This is a genomic window from Desulfitobacterium chlororespirans DSM 11544, assembly GCF_900143285.1.
Taxonomy (GTDB): Bacteria; Bacillota; Desulfitobacteriia; order Desulfitobacteriales; family Desulfitobacteriaceae; genus Desulfitobacterium; species Desulfitobacterium chlororespirans.
This window is the reverse complement of the sequence record NZ_FRDN01000004.1, coordinates 248,547-263,470: the sequence shown is the minus strand read 5'-3', so window position 1 is coordinate 263,470 and position 14,924 is coordinate 248,547. Positions and strand designations below refer to the sequence as shown.

12 protein-coding genes are annotated in these 14,924 nt (G+C 51.5%); 7 read left to right on the top strand and 5 right to left on the bottom strand.

Annotation, left to right across the window (positions count from 1 at the left end):
• The first annotated feature begins 3 nt into the window (after positions 1 to 3).
• Together BUA14_RS04110 and BUA14_RS04105 are read left to right on the top strand one after the other, a co-directional pair.
• The gene (locus tag BUA14_RS04110; RefSeq protein WP_072771410.1) at positions 4 to 786 is read left to right on the top strand and encodes an ABC transporter ATP-binding protein; all 783 of its coding nucleotides are present in this window, start codon (positions 4 to 6) and stop codon (positions 784 to 786) included.
• Between the two features lies 1 nt (position 787).
• Positions 788 to 1,501 carry an ABC transporter ATP-binding protein gene (locus BUA14_RS04105; protein WP_072771409.1) on the top strand — a complete coding sequence of 238 codons (714 nt, stop codon included), beginning with the start codon at positions 788 to 790 and terminating at the stop codon, positions 1,499 to 1,501.
• Between the two features lie 63 nt (positions 1,502 to 1,564).
• On the opposite strand, the gene BUA14_RS04100 is transcribed toward BUA14_RS04105, so the two are convergent.
• Positions 1,565 to 2,275 carry a DUF421 domain-containing protein gene (locus BUA14_RS04100; RefSeq protein WP_072771408.1) on the bottom strand — a complete coding sequence of 237 codons (711 nt, stop codon included), beginning with the start codon at positions 2,273 to 2,275 and terminating at the stop codon, positions 1,565 to 1,567.
• Between the two features lie 220 nt (positions 2,276 to 2,495).
• Between BUA14_RS04100 and BUA14_RS04095 the strand changes: the two genes are divergently transcribed.
• The 3 genes from BUA14_RS04095 to BUA14_RS04085 all read left to right on the top strand — a co-directional run bounded on the left by BUA14_RS04095 (position 2,496) and on the right by BUA14_RS04085 (position 6,868).
• On the top strand, positions 2,496 to 3,116 hold the full coding sequence (locus BUA14_RS04095; protein ID WP_072771407.1) for a TetR/AcrR family transcriptional regulator: 621 nt from the start codon (positions 2,496 to 2,498) through the stop codon (positions 3,114 to 3,116).
• Between the two features lie 199 nt (positions 3,117 to 3,315).
• Positions 3,316 to 5,130 (top strand): ABC transporter ATP-binding protein, encoded by a 1,815-nt coding sequence (locus BUA14_RS04090; protein ID WP_072771406.1) that lies wholly within the window; start codon positions 3,316 to 3,318, stop codon positions 5,128 to 5,130.
• On the top strand, positions 5,123 to 6,868 hold the full coding sequence (locus tag BUA14_RS04085; RefSeq protein ID WP_072771405.1) for an ABC transporter ATP-binding protein: 1,746 nt from the start codon (positions 5,123 to 5,125) through the stop codon (positions 6,866 to 6,868). The genes BUA14_RS04090 and BUA14_RS04085 overlap by 8 nt, the downstream gene beginning before the upstream one ends.
• A 154-nt stretch (positions 6,869 to 7,022) precedes the next feature.
• Here BUA14_RS04085 and BUA14_RS04080 read toward each other — a convergent pair whose 3' ends face one another.
• Positions 7,023 to 7,748, bottom strand: a complete 726-nt coding sequence (locus tag BUA14_RS04080; protein ID WP_072771404.1) for an SAM-dependent methyltransferase — start codon at positions 7,746 to 7,748, stop codon at positions 7,023 to 7,025.
• A 576-nt stretch (positions 7,749 to 8,324) separates the two neighbouring features.
• Here BUA14_RS04080 and BUA14_RS04075 point away from each other — a divergent pair.
• Positions 8,325 to 8,543 carry a DUF6110 family protein gene (locus BUA14_RS04075; protein WP_070104984.1) on the top strand — a complete coding sequence of 73 codons (219 nt, stop codon included), beginning with the start codon at positions 8,325 to 8,327 and terminating at the stop codon, positions 8,541 to 8,543.
• Positions 8,544 to 8,567: 24 nt separating this feature from the next.
• Entirely contained in the window at positions 8,568 to 10,658 is a 2,091-nt protein-coding gene (locus tag BUA14_RS04070; protein ID WP_072771724.1) for a heavy metal translocating P-type ATPase, read from the top strand.
• Positions 10,659 to 10,914: 256 nt separating this feature from the next.
• On the opposite strand, the gene BUA14_RS04065 is transcribed toward BUA14_RS04070, so the two are convergent.
• Genes BUA14_RS04065 through BUA14_RS04055 form a run of 3 tightly spaced genes read right to left on the bottom strand, consistent with a single transcriptional unit; the run spans position 10,915 to position 14,919 of the window.
• Positions 10,915 to 11,748: a dimethyl sulfoxide reductase anchor subunit family protein gene (locus BUA14_RS04065; protein ID WP_072771403.1), complete on the bottom strand. Its 834-nt coding sequence runs from the start codon at positions 11,746 to 11,748 to the stop codon at positions 10,915 to 10,917.
• Positions 11,749 to 11,750: 2 nt separating this feature from the next.
• Entirely contained in the window at positions 11,751 to 12,326 is a 576-nt protein-coding gene (locus tag BUA14_RS04060; RefSeq protein ID WP_072771402.1) for a 4Fe-4S dicluster domain-containing protein, read from the bottom strand.
• A gap of 19 nt (positions 12,327 to 12,345) precedes the next feature.
• Positions 12,346 to 14,919 (bottom strand): molybdopterin-dependent oxidoreductase, encoded by a 2,574-nt coding sequence (locus BUA14_RS04055; RefSeq protein WP_072771401.1) that lies wholly within the window; start codon positions 14,917 to 14,919, stop codon positions 12,346 to 12,348.
• Positions 14,920 to 14,924: the final 5 nt, after the last annotated feature.

Sequence of the window (14,924 nt, the reverse complement as noted above, 5' to 3'; positions counted from 1 at the left end):
AGTATGGCTTTACTGAAGATCAAAAAGCTTACCAAGGCCTTCGGGGGTCTGATAGCGGTTAATCAGGTTGATTTCGAAATGAATGAAGGCCAGATTGCCAGCATTATCGGTCCTAATGGAGCAGGGAAAACCACATTTTTCAATATCATCAGCGGCTATTACCCGGGGTTTGAAGGGTCTATTACCTTTGACGGCCAAGGATTGGTCAAACTGACCCCGGAAAAAGTGGCCAGGCACAGGATCGCCAGAACCTTCCAGAATATCAGGCTGTTCCCGGAAATGCTGGCGGTGGAGAATATCATGGTCGGCATGCATATGGACCTGAAGGCCAGCATATTCAAGATTGTGCTGCACAGCGGCTCTATGCAAAGAGAAGAAGGGGGGGCTTATGAGCGGGCGGTGGAACTGCTGGACTATGTAGGCCTGGAGTCCAGAAGAAATGAGCTGGCCAAAAACCTGGCCTACGGGGAGCAGCGGCGCCTGGAGATCGCCAGGGCTCTGGCCATGAAGCCGAAGCTGCTGCTCCTGGACGAGCCGGCGGCCGGGCTCAATCCTAAGGAGACCGAAGAACTGACCCATTTCATCGGGAAACTCAGGGATGATTTTGGCTGCGCCATCCTGCTCATCGAACACGACATGAAACTGGTCATGGAGATTTCCGATAAAGTGGCGGTGCTGAACTACGGCCAAAAAATCGCGGAGGGCACACCGGATGAGGTGAAAAACAATCCGGCCGTGATTGAAGCCTACCTGGGGATCGAAGATGACGACGAGGAGGCTGTTTAGGATGAGCAAAGCCATTTTGACCTTAGAGAATGTGGATACCTACTACGGTAAAATTCACGCCTTGAAGAATATATCCTTTACAGTGGGGGAGGGAGAGATCGTCACGCTGATCGGCAGCAACGGAGCCGGCAAGACCACCACTCTGAAGACCATATCCTCCCTGTTGAAGCCCGCTAAAGGGGATGTGGTCTATATGGGAAAGAAGGTTAACGGACTGCCGCCCCACCTGCTGACCAGGGAAGGCATTGCCCATGTGCCGGAAGGCAGGAAAATCTTCCCCAGACTGACCGTTGAAGAGAATCTGGAAATGGGAGCTTTCAGCCTCAAGGATCAGGGGCGGATCAAGCACAACAAGGAGTATGTTTTCGGGCTTTTCCCGCGGCTGCTGGAGCGCAGGAAGCAAAAGGGCGGAACCCTCAGCGGGGGGGAGCAGCAAATGCTGGCTATGGGCCGGGCCCTGATGTGCGACCCCAAAATCCTGCTCCTGGACGAACCTTCCATGGGGCTGGCGCCGATGATGATCCAGGCTGTTTTCAATATTATCAAGAAGCTCAGAAACGAGGGCATGACCATCCTTCTCGTCGAGCAGAACGCCGGCAAGGCCCTGAAGCTGGCCAATAAGGGCTACGTCCTCCAGACCGGCAGCATTATCCTGGCAGGGACCGGAGAGGAATTGCTGAGCAATGATATGGTGCGGCAGGCCTATCTGGGCTGACCCGGATTCCCACGAACCTCCTGTCACAGCAATTTTGTGACAGGAGGTTTTTAGGTTGCCATCCTACAACGTGAAGTCATCATGGAAGTTTTTGGCCTGCACTATTTTGGATATGTATATTCTGCCTTCCCTGGTGCAATCCGCGTAAAACACCTCACTGAAATCATGGATACCGGCCTGAGCCAATTCTGAAGCGAGCCAGGGGCGGTCACGCTTGAGCTGTTGAAGATTGCCGTCCTGGACCTTGCCGTCAATAATCAGGGGAAGAGACAATCCTTTGGCATCAGGATTAAGTTTCATATCTGAAGGAGTCAAGGGCAGATACTGAGGTTTTCTAAGAACGCTGATACTGCCGCTGCCCTCGACGATAGCGTATTCAACCTCATTTAAGTCGAAGATATCCTTTTCCCTCAATACCATCAGGACATTTTCGATAGAGTATTTCAGTCTTTTCATGTTGGCTTTGATAAACTGGCCGTTCTGGATGATGACAGTAGGGCCGAAGGTGATTTTACGGGCAATTTTTTTGTTGTTGATCAAGAGGGAGCTTACCAGATATTGCAGAGCTATGATGAGTACCACCGCGAATAAGACGGGGAGATGAGGAATATTGGGCTCCGCAATGTCGGCGCCGATCACGCTGCCAAGCACGATAATCGATAAAAAGTCATAGACGGGAAGCTCGGCGATCTTGCGCCGGCCGGTTTTCAGAACCAAAAACAGGAACAGTGCCATAACGGATATAATTCGGAGCGCGATAATTAAGTAATCCAAATCTATTCACTCCTTCGTTTTTATACTTATTATGGTATTATGAACCCAAAGGCCGGTCGGACATGCAGACTTTGCGATAGGGAATGACCATACTGGAAATCAGGTTTGATTCCGCGGAGATTTAAGAATAGCAATAATTTGCCTAAGGTCCTTGACAAAATAACCGTTAAGGATTAAGATAACGATGTTATCTTAATCTAAGCATGGAGGTACTCAGGGCATGGTTCGTGACGGGGAACAGACACGGGAAGCTATTTTGAAAAGCGCTCAAGCCGAATTTTTGGCCAAGGGCTTCTCCGCTGCCTCGCTGCGCAAGATTGCCACGGGGGCCGAGGTGACGACCGGTGCGCTGTACCGTCATTTTACAGACAAGGCCGCTTTATTTGACGCTTTGGTGGCCCCTTGTTTTCATGGCTTTATCCAAATGTTCCGGCAGCAAGGGGAGGACTATCTCCGGGGGCAAGACTCCTATGATTTTGACCATGGCTGGTCTTCCTCGGAGCAAAGTCTGCTGAGGTGGACAGAATATATCTATGACCATCTGGAGGTCTTTAAACTGCTCCTCTCGGCAGCGGAAAAAACCGCTTACGAGAGCTTTGTCCATATCCTGATTGAGATGGAAGTGGATATGACCTTGGAGTATATCCGCCTGGCCCGGGAAAAGGGCTACATGATTAAGGAGGTCTCCAGAGAAGAAATTCACATTTTTGTCAACGCCCAGTTTTCCGCCTTTTTCGAGATGGTGCTCCACGATGTTCCCCGGGAGCGGGCTGTGGAGTATACCAGCAGTATCTTCCGTTTTTTTGCGGCAGGATGGAAAAAACTGTTCATCGGTGCCTGACGCCCCCTTTCCAACTCTATGGGAAAGGGGGAATATAAAGCCAATTAGTTAGCGTAAGCTAACTAAAACAGGAAAAGGGGGTGTCGGAAAAGTTCATTAAAGGGGTTTATTTTTTTGACATAAAGTTAGCTTGTGCTAACTGAGGCTGACTAAAACTGACGAAAAGAAGAACCACTAACTGAAAGGGGAGATATCTGTTATGTCATCCGCTGGGAAGCAAAAAACCGGCACCGCACGTCTGCTGGAACTTGCCGGTACCAAAAAACCGCTGATAATTTGCGCCGGAGTTCTGTCGGCCCTGGCGTCCATCGTCAGCTTTATACCCTATATCGCTATCTATGGGATTGTGAAGGAAGTCTTAATCGCTTTGCCGGATCTGGAGGCCCTGAACAGTGCTCTGATGATTCGCTATGGCTGGCTGGCTTTTGGCGGAGTGGTGGGAAATATTCTGCTTTATTTCGGGGCCCTGAGCTGCTCCCATCTGGCGGCCTTCGGCACCCTGTACGAACTGAAAGTCAACTTTGCCACCCATCTGGCCAAGGTTCCCCTTGGTTTTCATGTGATGATCGGCAGCGGCAAGCTGCGGAAAATCACCGATGACAATATTGAAAAGGTGGAAGGGTTCATTGCCCATCAATTGCCCGATCTGGTGGCCGCTTTTGTAGCGCCGGTGGTGATGATCGTGATTCTGCTGACGGTGGACTGGCGGCTGGGGCTGGCGGCCCTGGTAGGGATTGTCGTCGCTTTTTTGATCCAGATGTCCGTCTATGGCAATGAAGGGTCCAAGTCCATGATGAAAAAATATCAGGCCTCTCTGGAGGATATGAACAACGCTTCGGTGGAGTATGTGCGGGGAATTTCGGTGGTGAAGGCTTTCCGGCAGACGGTCTATTCCTTCCGCCGTCTTCATGACACCATTAAGGCCTATACCTCCATGGTCATTCCTTACACCTTAAGCTGGCAAAACTCTTTTTCGGCGTTTGTCGCCTTGGTCAACAATATCTATCTTTTTGTGGTGCCGGTGGGAATTTTCATCGGGATGAGAACCACGGACTATATCGGCTTTTTAAGCAATTTTATTTTCTATTTAATTTTTGTCCAGTCGGTGGCCACGATTCTGATGAAGATTATGTATGTCAACGGCAACGCCATGAAGATCATCGGCGGGGTGGAGGCCATGGACAGGGTCTTGGCGGAACCGGAGCTCCCTCAGCCGGCTAATCCCCAAACGGTGACCCAATATGATGTGAACTTTGCGGATGTGGTGTTTTCCTATGACAAAGACAAGAAAACCGAGGCTCTTTCCGGGGTGAGCTTTATGGCGAGGCAGGGGCAGATCACGGCTATTGTGGGCCCTTCCGGCGGCGGCAAAAGCACTATCGCCCATTTGATTCCCCGGTTTTTTGATGTCAGCGGGGGACAGATCACCATCGGCGGTGTGGATGTGCGGCAGATGAACAGCCATTACCTGATGGAGAAGGTGACGTTTGTCTTTCAGGATGTGTTCCTTTTTAAACAAAGTGTCATGGACAATATCCGGATGGGCAACCCCCAGGCTTCCGATCAGGAGGTCAGGGAAGCGGCCCAAGCCGCCCAATGCCACGATTTTATTATGAAGCTGCCCCAAGGGTATGAAACGGTGATCGGCACCAGAGGAGTGCATTTGTCAGGGGGCGAAAAGCAGCGGATTGCCATTGCCCGGGCTATCGTGAAAGATGCTCCTATAGTGGTGCTGGACGAAGCTACGGCTTTTGCCGATCCGGAAAATGAGCACCTGATTCAAAAGGCTTTCGAAAGGCTGATGAGGGATAAAACCGTGGTCATGATTGCCCACCGCCTGTCCACCGTCCAGGGTGCGGATAAAATCGTGGTGGTGGAGGAAGGCAGGGTCGGCGAGGAAGGAAGCCATGAGGAATTGCTGGCCAGGGGCGGCAAATACGCCGCGATGTGGAAGACCTATATGGACACTGCCAGCTGGACCATGAGTCAGGAGGAGGTTTTCGCTCATGCCTAAATTACAAGCCGCCTTTATGCTGACCGATAAAGGCTACAAGGATCTGAAAAAGGCGATTGCCGCCTGCACCCTGAGCAATTTTGCCATGATGCTTTCTTTTATCGTCATGATCCAGATGATTATAGAACTGATCAAACCTCTGTCCGGGGGAGAGGTAGCCTGGCCGAAAATGTGGATGCTTTTTGGGGCCGGGATTCTGGCGGCCTTGCTCATCTTCCTCAGTCTGAGAAACGATTATAAAAAGACCTATATCGTGTCCTATCTGGAAAGCGAGAACGCCCGGGTTACTCTGGCGGAGCAGATCCGCAAGCTGCCCATGAGCTTTTTCAATGATAAAGACATTTCCGAAGTCACCACCCATCTGATGGATGATGTGGCCACCAGTGAACATGTTCTCAGCCATGTGGTGCCCCAGATTGCAGCTAATGCCATCTCGGTCACGGTGATTTGTGTGATGATGGCCTTCTATGATTGGCGGATGGCTTTGGCCATCTTTATCACGATGCCCCTGGCCTTCGCTATTATTTTTATCAGCCGCAAATTCTATGGCAAGCTCCACAAAAAGCACCTGGATGCCAAGATGGCGGCAGCCGGGCAGGTGCAGGAATATATTGAAGGAATCAAGGTCATTCGCGCCTGCAATCTGGACGGAGAGAAGTTCAGCGCCTTGGAAAAGGCCCTGCGGACGATGAAAAAACTGGCCATAGCCATGGAGTTCGGTACCGGGGTGTTCGTGACCGGCGCTCAGGTGGTTCTGCAGGCGGGTATCGGCCTTACCGTCCTGGTGGGAACAACCCTGCTCACCGGGGGTCAGCTTGAATTTGTGCCCATGCTGCTGTATATGCTGGTTGTGGTGCGCATCTATGCTCCCATCTTAACCGAACTGGCTCTTTTGCCGGAGTTTTTGTATCATCGCATTGCCGTAAAGCGCATGCAGAAGCTGATGAGCATCCAGCCCATGGAGGGGAACAAGGAGCTGGAGATCAAGGACTTTACCATTAATTTTGAAAAGGTGGATTTCCAATATAACCGGGAGGGGGAAGGGGCCATCCACGGGATGACCGCAACCATTCCCGCCGGAGGGATAACGGCCCTGGTAGGGCCTTCCGGCAGCGGCAAAAGCACGGTGTCCAAGCTGATCGCCCGCTTCTGGGATGTGAGCGGGGGCCGGATCACCGTGGGGGGAGTGGATGTCAGGACCTTGGACCCGGAGCATCTGATGAGCTATATGAGCTTTGTCTTTCAGGATGTGGTCCTGTTCAACGATACCGTCTACAACAACATCCGCATCGGCAACATGGAGGCTTCCCGGCAGGAGGTTCTGGCCGCCGCTCAAGCCGCCCGCTGCGACGAGTTTATCAGCCGGATGCCCGACGGGTATGATACCCTACTGGGAGAGAACGGTTCCACTTTATCCGGCGGCGAACGCCAGCGCCTCTCCATCGCCAGGGCTTTGCTGAAGGATGCCCCTATCGTCATGCTGGACGAAGCCACCGCTTCTCTGGACCCGGAAAGCGAGGCCGCCATTCAGCAGGCCATTTCCCGTTTGATCCGGGGCAAAACGGTGATTGTCATCGCTCACCGTCTGCGCACCATCCGCAATGCCGACAAGATTATTGTTCTGGACCAGGGGAGAGTGGCTGAAGAGGGAACTCATGAGAGCCTCCTTGAGAAAAACGGCTTGTATAAAAAGCTGTTTAACATCCAGCAGGAAAGCTTGGGCTGGTCGGTGCGGTGAGGTAAAGGGGGCAATGCTTAGCTGTCACCCAATAAAGGAAACATTAAGATGGGGCAGTCGGCAAGGGGACTGTGACAACCAAAGACGGACTATCGGCGTAAAGCTGATAGTCCGTCTTTGGCACACGACTTCTTACTTCAATGGAACAAAGGTATTAGAGTACTTTAGCAATCAACTGAATAAGATTAAAATACTTTCCGCCTTCAGCCGCCATCATTTTGATGTCTTCAGCAACAATGGGATGATAACCGGTCAGCCATTCTTGCCACGCCTCTCTGCAGCAGGCCATTTCGCGGCTGTCCACCATTTCAATGCCCTCTGCTTTCTTCCACAAATCTTTCCACCAATCAAGAGAGTGCAAGGTTCTTGCCATCTCGCTATTCCAAAACGGCTGCATTTCATGGGGAACATTATCCTCAAATTCGTAATTTAATCCGGGAATAGCCACGGCGATATAGCCGCCCTTTTTTACAAAAGAAATAAGGGACGGGAGCATTTCCGCCGTATCGCCGAAATAATGATAAGGATCCACGGTGAACAACAAGTCAAAATAGCCCTTGGCGAAAGGCAGCCCTTTGGTCGCGTCTACGGAAATCGGCACGGCCTTATCAGCAATCCCCATAGATTGAAAACGCTCATAGTTTTCAGTTGGCGAAATCCAAAGGTCGGCGGCAAAAACGGACGCGCCATATTTTTTCGTTAACAAAAGGGTGGAAAGACCACACCCGCAGCCAAGGTCAAGTATGCGCATAGTCTCATCAATGTTCAGATGCGATGACAATTCCTCCGCTAAGCGCATGGCATTTGGCCCCATCATAGCGGCTTTCAGGAACTCAACATTTTTGTCATTAGAAATAAACTGGTTTGTAAATGTATACATGGTATGCTCCTTTCTAATTTTCGCCTTATAGAAAGAAAACAAAAAAAGCACAGTGTGACACTGCGCTACAAATTACACCATTATAATAATGGATGCTCATTCAATCTGTAAGGCAGTTTTTGACAGCACTAATAAAAGCAGAACAATCTGCTCGTTTCATGCCCTTAACTTAAACTCTTACAGAATTACCGACATCAATACACTCCCTCTTTCTTTAACTCACTATATCATGGCACTATTCATGATGGCCAGAGATTATTTTGAATTCGTTCTATTACTTAGTCCGGATCTTTTCCAGGCGCGACCCTTGCTAGTGCCCTGTCAACCTTAAAATTACACTATAATGGCGAGCCAATTTATAGCAAGACAAGGCGGAGGATTGAGGCATACCGAGCGTATGGAGATTGACGACAACGCAGTATTGCTGTAAATTGGCCGCCAGGATAGGTGAGATTTAGGGTTGACAGGGCACTATGCTCTTGACAGAGAAAAAAGAGAGTAGTATACTCTATTAAAATAATGATAATGATTATCATTATATATAAATTTTTAATAATGAAAAGGGAGGAATTTATTATGTTAGGGAAAGAAAAAATGACTTTGTTCGGATTGGGGCTAATGGCGGGAACCTTTGGCCTGAAGCTGGCGACAAGCAAGACAGCCAAGAAAGCTTATGTTAAGACCCTGGCAACCGGCTTAAAGGCCAAGGCTGAATGCGACAAAATGATTGAAGAAGCGAAGGCCAATGTGGACGACATCATGGCCGAGGCAAAGCTTGTCTCCGAGCATGAATAGACAAGGGATCACCAGGTGCCGGATATGAACTATACAATAAGCCATGATATTCCCGGAAGAATTCGCTTTAAATTTCCCGGAGGCGGTTTTTCCCAACAGGAAACGGCAGCGTTATGCCATAGTCTTGCGAAGCACAGTTTTATACATAAGGTCCAGCCCTACCGGCTCTCCAGCAGCCTTGCCGTGAATTACGAAGAAGGGTGCCGCGAAGGGGTCATCGAGGCCGTAGCCGCACTGAAGAGGGCGGAGTTGAAGGATTATGAGCTGCCGATGGGAGAAGTTCCTTACAATGATTATGCGGATCAATACCTTAACCAGCTGGTGTATATGATTGGCAAAAGGGTCCTGACAAAGCTCTATATGCCGTCGGGATTGAAGGCTTTCTGGATGGTGAAAGGAGCCCTACCCTATGTCTCGAAGGCGGTTAAGCAGCTTTGGAGCAGAGAGAAGCTCAATGTGGACGTGTTGGATGCCGCGGCAATCAGCGTCTCCATTTTAAAGAAAGATTATGACACTTCAGGCAGTGTCATGTTTTTTCTTTCCGTGGGCAATCTGCTGGAGGAATGGACCCACAAGAAATCCCGGGATGATCTGGCCAAAGGCCTGGCCTTGCGAGTGAATTCCGCCTGGGTCAGACGCAATGGGCAGGAAAGTCTGGTCAGCCTGAAGGATATTGCCATCGGCGAGCAGGTGGTGGCCAGAATGGGCAGCTATATCCCCGTGGACGGTGTGGTCGTTCAAGGGGAGGCTATGGTCAATCAATCCACCATGACCGGGGAGTCTCTCGTACAGAGACGTATCCCAGGGGATACGGTTTATGCGGGCACGGTCATTGAAGAAGGGGAGCTGCTGATCGGGGTAACCGCCTTAGAGAGTGAAACAAAACTGAATCAGATCATAAAGCTTATTGACGAATCCGAGGGACTGAAAGCGGCGGTACAGTCAAAAATCGAAAACATGGCTGATGCTATCGTGCCCTACAGTTTTCTGATCGCCGGAGGCGTTTATCTGGCGACCAGAAGTGTGGCCCTGGCTTCGGCGGCTCTCATGGTGGATTACTCCTGTGCCCTGAAGATGACGACGCCCATCGCTATTTTAACAGCGATGCGGGAAGGAACTCAGCACGGTTTCGTCATCAAAGGCGGAAAATTCCTTGAAGAAGCAGCTTTGGTCGATACCATCGTCTTCGATAAAACCGGAACCCTGACCGAAGCCAAGCCTTATGTGGTTGACGTGATCGGTTTTGGCGGGTATCGGCGTGACCGGGTTCTCCGTTTGGCGGCCTGTCTGGAGGAGCACTTCCCCCATTCGGTAGCGGCTGCTGTGGTGGCCAAAGCCAATGAAAAGAACCTAAAGCACAGGGAAATGCATGCCAATGTGGAGTACATTGTGGCCCATGGGATTGCCTCGTATGTGGAGGACAAGCGTGTCGTCATCGGCAGCGGGCATTTCGTTTTTGAGGATGAAAAGGTAGAGGTAACCGCCGCCGAGCAAGAGATTATCGATAAGAAGGCGGAAGAGTACTCTTTGCTGTTCCTGGCCGTAGGGGGCAAACTGGCGGGAATGCTCTGCATCGAAGATCCGATCCGGCCTGAAGCAGCCGGGATGGTTGGCGAGCTGAGGGCTCTGGGCATCCATCATATCGCCCTTCTCACCGGAGATAGTGAGAAAGCGGCTCAGGCCATCGCCCGGACGATTGATGCCGATGACTATCGTTCCCAGGTGCTGCCGGCGGAAAAAGCCGACTATATTAATTCGCTGCGGCGGCAAGGCAGAAGAGTCATGATGCTGGGAGACGGAATCAATGATTCACCGGCCCTTTCCTCAGCAAATGTAGGGATTGCCATGAAAAACGGCGCGGATATTGCCCGGGATATTGCCGATGTGGTTTTAACCCAGGGCAATTTAGAATCCATTGTTGCCCTGCGCCGGTTAAGCTCGTTGCTGATCAGAAGGATCGAAAATAACTTTCGCTTTACGGTGGGCTTTAATTCCGGTCTGTTGACACTTGGTGTGCTGGGAATTATCTCTCCCGGCAGCTCGGCGCTGCTGCACAATCTCTCCACGGTAGCCACCGGGGTGAGCAGTATGCGGAACTATTTGCAGGAAGTGTAATGCTTATTTTTAATAAGTACGAACAATAAAACTCTCCTTTGAGCAGGCACCTGAAACAATGCAATTCAGGGCAAGTCAAGGAGAGTTTTTGTCTCACTGTGAGAGTCGTCAGCCTAGGACAAGAATAACCAACAGTTGCATCAATAGGAAAGTTTGAAGTTTGGGCTGCTGGGTGAGATGAGAAAAATAGAGGTCTGGAGACGCTAAGGGGGAAGGGGCGACCGCCCCTTCCCCCCAAAAGGCTTTGACATAATAGTCAGGTAATGCCGATGGTTGTGGTCACAAGCGCTGCATAAAAGACATACCGCCCAATCAGTTCGCCAAAGACCAAGAGAGCACAGGCCAGATAAACATGGCCGGCTTTAAAGCCGCTGCCGGATCCTTGCTTGGAGGGCCAGAAGAGAAGAATTGCTCCCCCCAGAATAAGCAGCCATTTGAGAGCGATGACCATGGTCATGCCGCTTAAAATCGCGGCACTGGCTTGGGCAGCCATACCCGCCTTGCCTAAGCTTAAAGCGTGGGGAACGGCAGAAGCGGCCTGGAAGATCACCGCAGCTAAGACAATGGCTCCGTAGATCTTTTTATCCACATTGTGCAGTTCCTTGAGGCTGGTGACGATAAAGAGCAGAGCGCCGATGGCAAGGGTCGTGGTATAGAAATCGATGAAGGTATTGGCCCCTTGCCAGACGGTCACCGTGGTGGTGGAATAGAGTTTCCCCATGGAGAAGACGGCAACCAGACCGACCAGACTGCCTCCCCAGCGCAGGAGCAGATCCAGGCCGGCGTTGTCAGGCTTAAAGTGCTGCACCAGGGCATAGAGAACAGCGATGCCGGCGAAGAAGCCGCATAAAAGGGCTTCATTGCTTAACCAGGAGGTGCCCAGATGAGAGAGGGAATTTAAGAAAGCCAGGGGTCGGCCCAGATGCAGCAGGGAGGCCAGAATGCCGACGAGACTCAACCCTGCGGCAGCATAGGAAGCCATTTTGAAGGTCTTATCTTGATAAAGCTGCTTGCTGATCGTGATAAAGAACATGATCCCAATGGCAGCTTGCATGCAGGAGGAAAAGATCAATAAACTGGTTTCTCCCATAGTTAGATCTCCTTTGCTTTGAAATCATTTTGCTTGGCGTTGTTTTTGGCTTGAATCAGCAGAGCGGGCTTGGTGACCGCCGCAGCAGGCAGGAAGGGTAGTTCCTGAACACTGTCCCCATGCTTGGCTCGGAGCTCCTCTAAGTCTCCCCACTCTAAGGCGCGCATGGGGCAGGCATCCACGCAGACAGGGTTTTCTCCTGCTTCGATGAGATCCTTGCACATATTGCATTTGCTGATTTGCCCCAGTTCGGGGATGAATTGGGGGACCCCGTAAGGACAGTTCCAGGTACAGTAGCGGCAGCCGATGCACTTGGCTTTATCATGATCCACAATGCCGTTTTCCAGCTTGTGCAGGGCTTGGGTGGGGCAGCCCTCGACACATTTGGGGTTTTCGCAGTGATTGCAGGTGCCGGAATAGTGAAAAATTCCTGGTTTCGGATAGGAACCTGTTTCAAACGCTTTGACCTGGCGGAAGATCGTTCCCACGTTCAGATCGTTTTTATCCTTGCAGGACACCTGACAGGTGCGGCAGCCGATGCAAGAGGTCATATCAAAATAGAATCCGTATTGACTCATGATCCTTCACGCTCCTTTCTTAGAGAATAATCCGCTGGGGTTTTTGCACATCGGCGATCAGGGCGGCGCCGGTGAACTTCTCCATGCTGCAGATACAGCTGTTCCAGCCGGAGACCCCTTGGCCGGTGGAGACAGGGCCGCAGAGAATATTATCCGCGCCTCCGGTATCGATGCCGGTTTTCTCATCCATATCGACCCAGGAGCCATGGGGCAGGCCAATGACGCCGGGCATAAAGCGGTCGGTAAGGCAGGCGGTGCGCAGGGTTTTGCCGTGCTGGCTGGTTAGTAAGACCGTATCCCCATCGGCGAGCCCTTTTTCCTTGGCATCCTGGGTGCTGATGTAGACCGGATTGGGCCAGGTTTCTCTGAGCCACTGCACATTATCGAAGACGGTGTGGGAGCGGCGGAGGTAGTGGGGATTGATCACCTGGTAAGGATAGTCCCCTTTGGCTTTAGTTTGCCAGTCTTTAAAGGTTGCTTCATAGCCTTCCACAGGGGGAATATGGGTGGGTATGGGCTTGATTTTACTATAGCCCATACCGTTGACGGTATCGGCCAACACCTGGGAATAGAATTCGAATTTACCGCTGGCGGAAGAACGGGGATGGGCCTCAGGATCTTCGCAGAAATCCTGGAAGGCGATATAGCCGTAGTTGTCGTCCGGTTTTCTCTCGATCTGGTAGAGTCCTTTTTCCTGGAATTCCTTGAGGCTGATCTGGCCTTGCTGTGGTTTGCCCTGGGCACCCCACTGGGCAATGTCCTCTTCCGTAATGGTGACCAGGGGAGCCACTGTTTTACCGTCGGCCAGGACAACGGTACTGCCGGCAATTTGGTTGAAGAACTGCTGTTTGGCGTCGATGGGAAAGGCTTTAGAAGCATCCACACCCAGGCGCTTGGCCAGTTCCCTGGCAATCCATTCATCACTTTGGGCCTCGTAGAGAGGCTCGGTGATTTGGGAATACATGATCAACATTTCACGATTACCGGTCAAAAAACCGCCGATTTTTTCCCATTCCGTGGTGACGGGGAGGACAAAATCGGAATACTTGGCATTGGTGGTGAGAAACTGACCGTGGCTGACGACCAAATCCACCTGGCGATGGGCTTCGATCCCTTTGGTCATGCCGTCGGCAGATTGAAGCCGGGCATTATTATCATGATAGATGAGGCGGATGTCGATATCTTTCATTTCGCCCTTCAGGAATTTTTTGTTGCCTGTAAAATTGTATTTACCAGCCACGATGGCCCGCCACATTTCGGTATGGTTGATACTGTCCTTGACAGGATTGTCTACATTGGGCAGCCCATTTTTACCCGGACTGACTAAGGTATCACCACCGTTAGCGGCACCGCTGTGGCAGCTCACTCCGCACATATGCCCTGATTTCCCCATATGGCCTGTCATGGCCCCGAGAATCATCGCCATTTGCGGCAAGTTGTCGGCATTTTGTGTTCTTCCGGCAGACCAGGCATAGAGGAGGGCTACTTTTTTGTTTTTGTTCATGGCCCGGGCCAGATAGCGGATTCTGTCCGGGGCGACGCCGCTGATTTCGGAGGCCCATTCCGCATTTTTGGGGACACCGTTATAGGTGCCGAGAACATAGTCTTTGAAGTTGTCCTTGGCATCGGTGCCTGGGGGCATGGAGTCGGCGTCAAAGCCTATGGTATATTTTTTGAGGAAATCCCAGTCGATTAAGGGATTTTTGACGGGATCATCCTCGACGATTAACGTGTGGGCCACCCCAATCATCAGAGCTGTATCCGTAGCCGGCCGGGTGGGAATCCAATCGGCTTCCAGCAGGCCGTAAGAATCATTATAGAAGGGATCAATGGCGATAAAATCGGCTCCGGCTTTTTTAACCTGAAGGAAATGATAGACCGGATTACCGGCGGAGCTCCAGGCAGGATTCATGTTAAACATAATCACAGTATCGCAATTGCGCATATCCAGTCTGTCATTGATGCTGTCACCGCTGGAGCCGCTGAAACCGACGGGACCCGGGGTATAAGTCCATGAACCCAGTGATGTTGTCCCCCAATTGGCTACATAGCCGCCATAGAGGGCCAAAACTTTGGCAGCGGGGCCGCCGTCGGCGAAGAAAGCGCGATTGCCTTGTTCGGACTTGATGCGTTTAATTTCGCCGGCAATGGAGTCCAGGGCTTCATCCCAGGAGATTCTGACCCATTCATCCCGGCCCCGGAGTTCTTTCTTGCCCCCGCCCGGTTCCCAGTTTTTTCTCTTCATCGGGTATTTCAAGCGATCGGCGCCAAAGACTTGCTGCCGTTGGGAGCGTCCCCGCACGCAGGCCCGTTGTTGCGGATAGTCCGGGCTGTCCGGGTGGGTGTCGTCGGTTTTTTGCCGGATGACCACCCCATCCACCACATAGGCCTTGTTAAGACATCGTCCGCCGCAGTTATGCCAGCAGGCGGCGGTGAGCCATTTGCCTTCTTTGCCGGCGGCTTGATCGGCGGTGGCCTGGGTTAAGCTACTGCCGCAGCCGGTAAGAGACAGACCGGCGGTGGCGGCGGCACTGGCTAGAATGAAGGAGCGTCGACTTAATTTAGCATTGGTGATTCGATCGATCAAATCCATACTGT

Coding starts and splice junctions, on each gene's coding strand:
- BUA14_RS04095 (WP_072771407.1), top strand. CDS start 2,496: ATGGTTCGTGACGGGGAACAGACACGGGAAGCTATTTTGAAAAGCGCT.
- BUA14_RS04055 (WP_072771401.1), bottom strand. CDS start 14,919: ATGGATTTGATCGATCGAATCACCAATGCTAAATTAAGTCGACGCTCC.
- BUA14_RS04105 (WP_072771409.1), top strand. CDS start 788: ATGAGCAAAGCCATTTTGACCTTAGAGAATGTGGATACCTACTACGGT.
- BUA14_RS04065 (WP_072771403.1), bottom strand. CDS start 11,748: ATGGGAGAAACCAGTTTATTGATCTTTTCCTCCTGCATGCAAGCTGCC.
- BUA14_RS04060 (WP_072771402.1), bottom strand. CDS start 12,326: ATGAGTCAATACGGATTCTATTTTGATATGACCTCTTGCATCGGCTGC.
- BUA14_RS04080 (WP_072771404.1), bottom strand. CDS start 7,748: ATGTATACATTTACAAACCAGTTTATTTCTAATGACAAAAATGTTGAG.
- BUA14_RS04085 (WP_072771405.1), top strand. CDS start 5,123: ATGCCTAAATTACAAGCCGCCTTTATGCTGACCGATAAAGGCTACAAG.
- BUA14_RS04110 (WP_072771410.1), top strand. CDS start 4: ATGGCTTTACTGAAGATCAAAAAGCTTACCAAGGCCTTCGGGGGTCTG.
- BUA14_RS04075 (WP_070104984.1), top strand. CDS start 8,325: ATGTTAGGGAAAGAAAAAATGACTTTGTTCGGATTGGGGCTAATGGCG.
- BUA14_RS04070 (WP_072771724.1), top strand. CDS start 8,568: ATGAACTATACAATAAGCCATGATATTCCCGGAAGAATTCGCTTTAAA.
- BUA14_RS04090 (WP_072771406.1), top strand. CDS start 3,316: ATGTCATCCGCTGGGAAGCAAAAAACCGGCACCGCACGTCTGCTGGAA.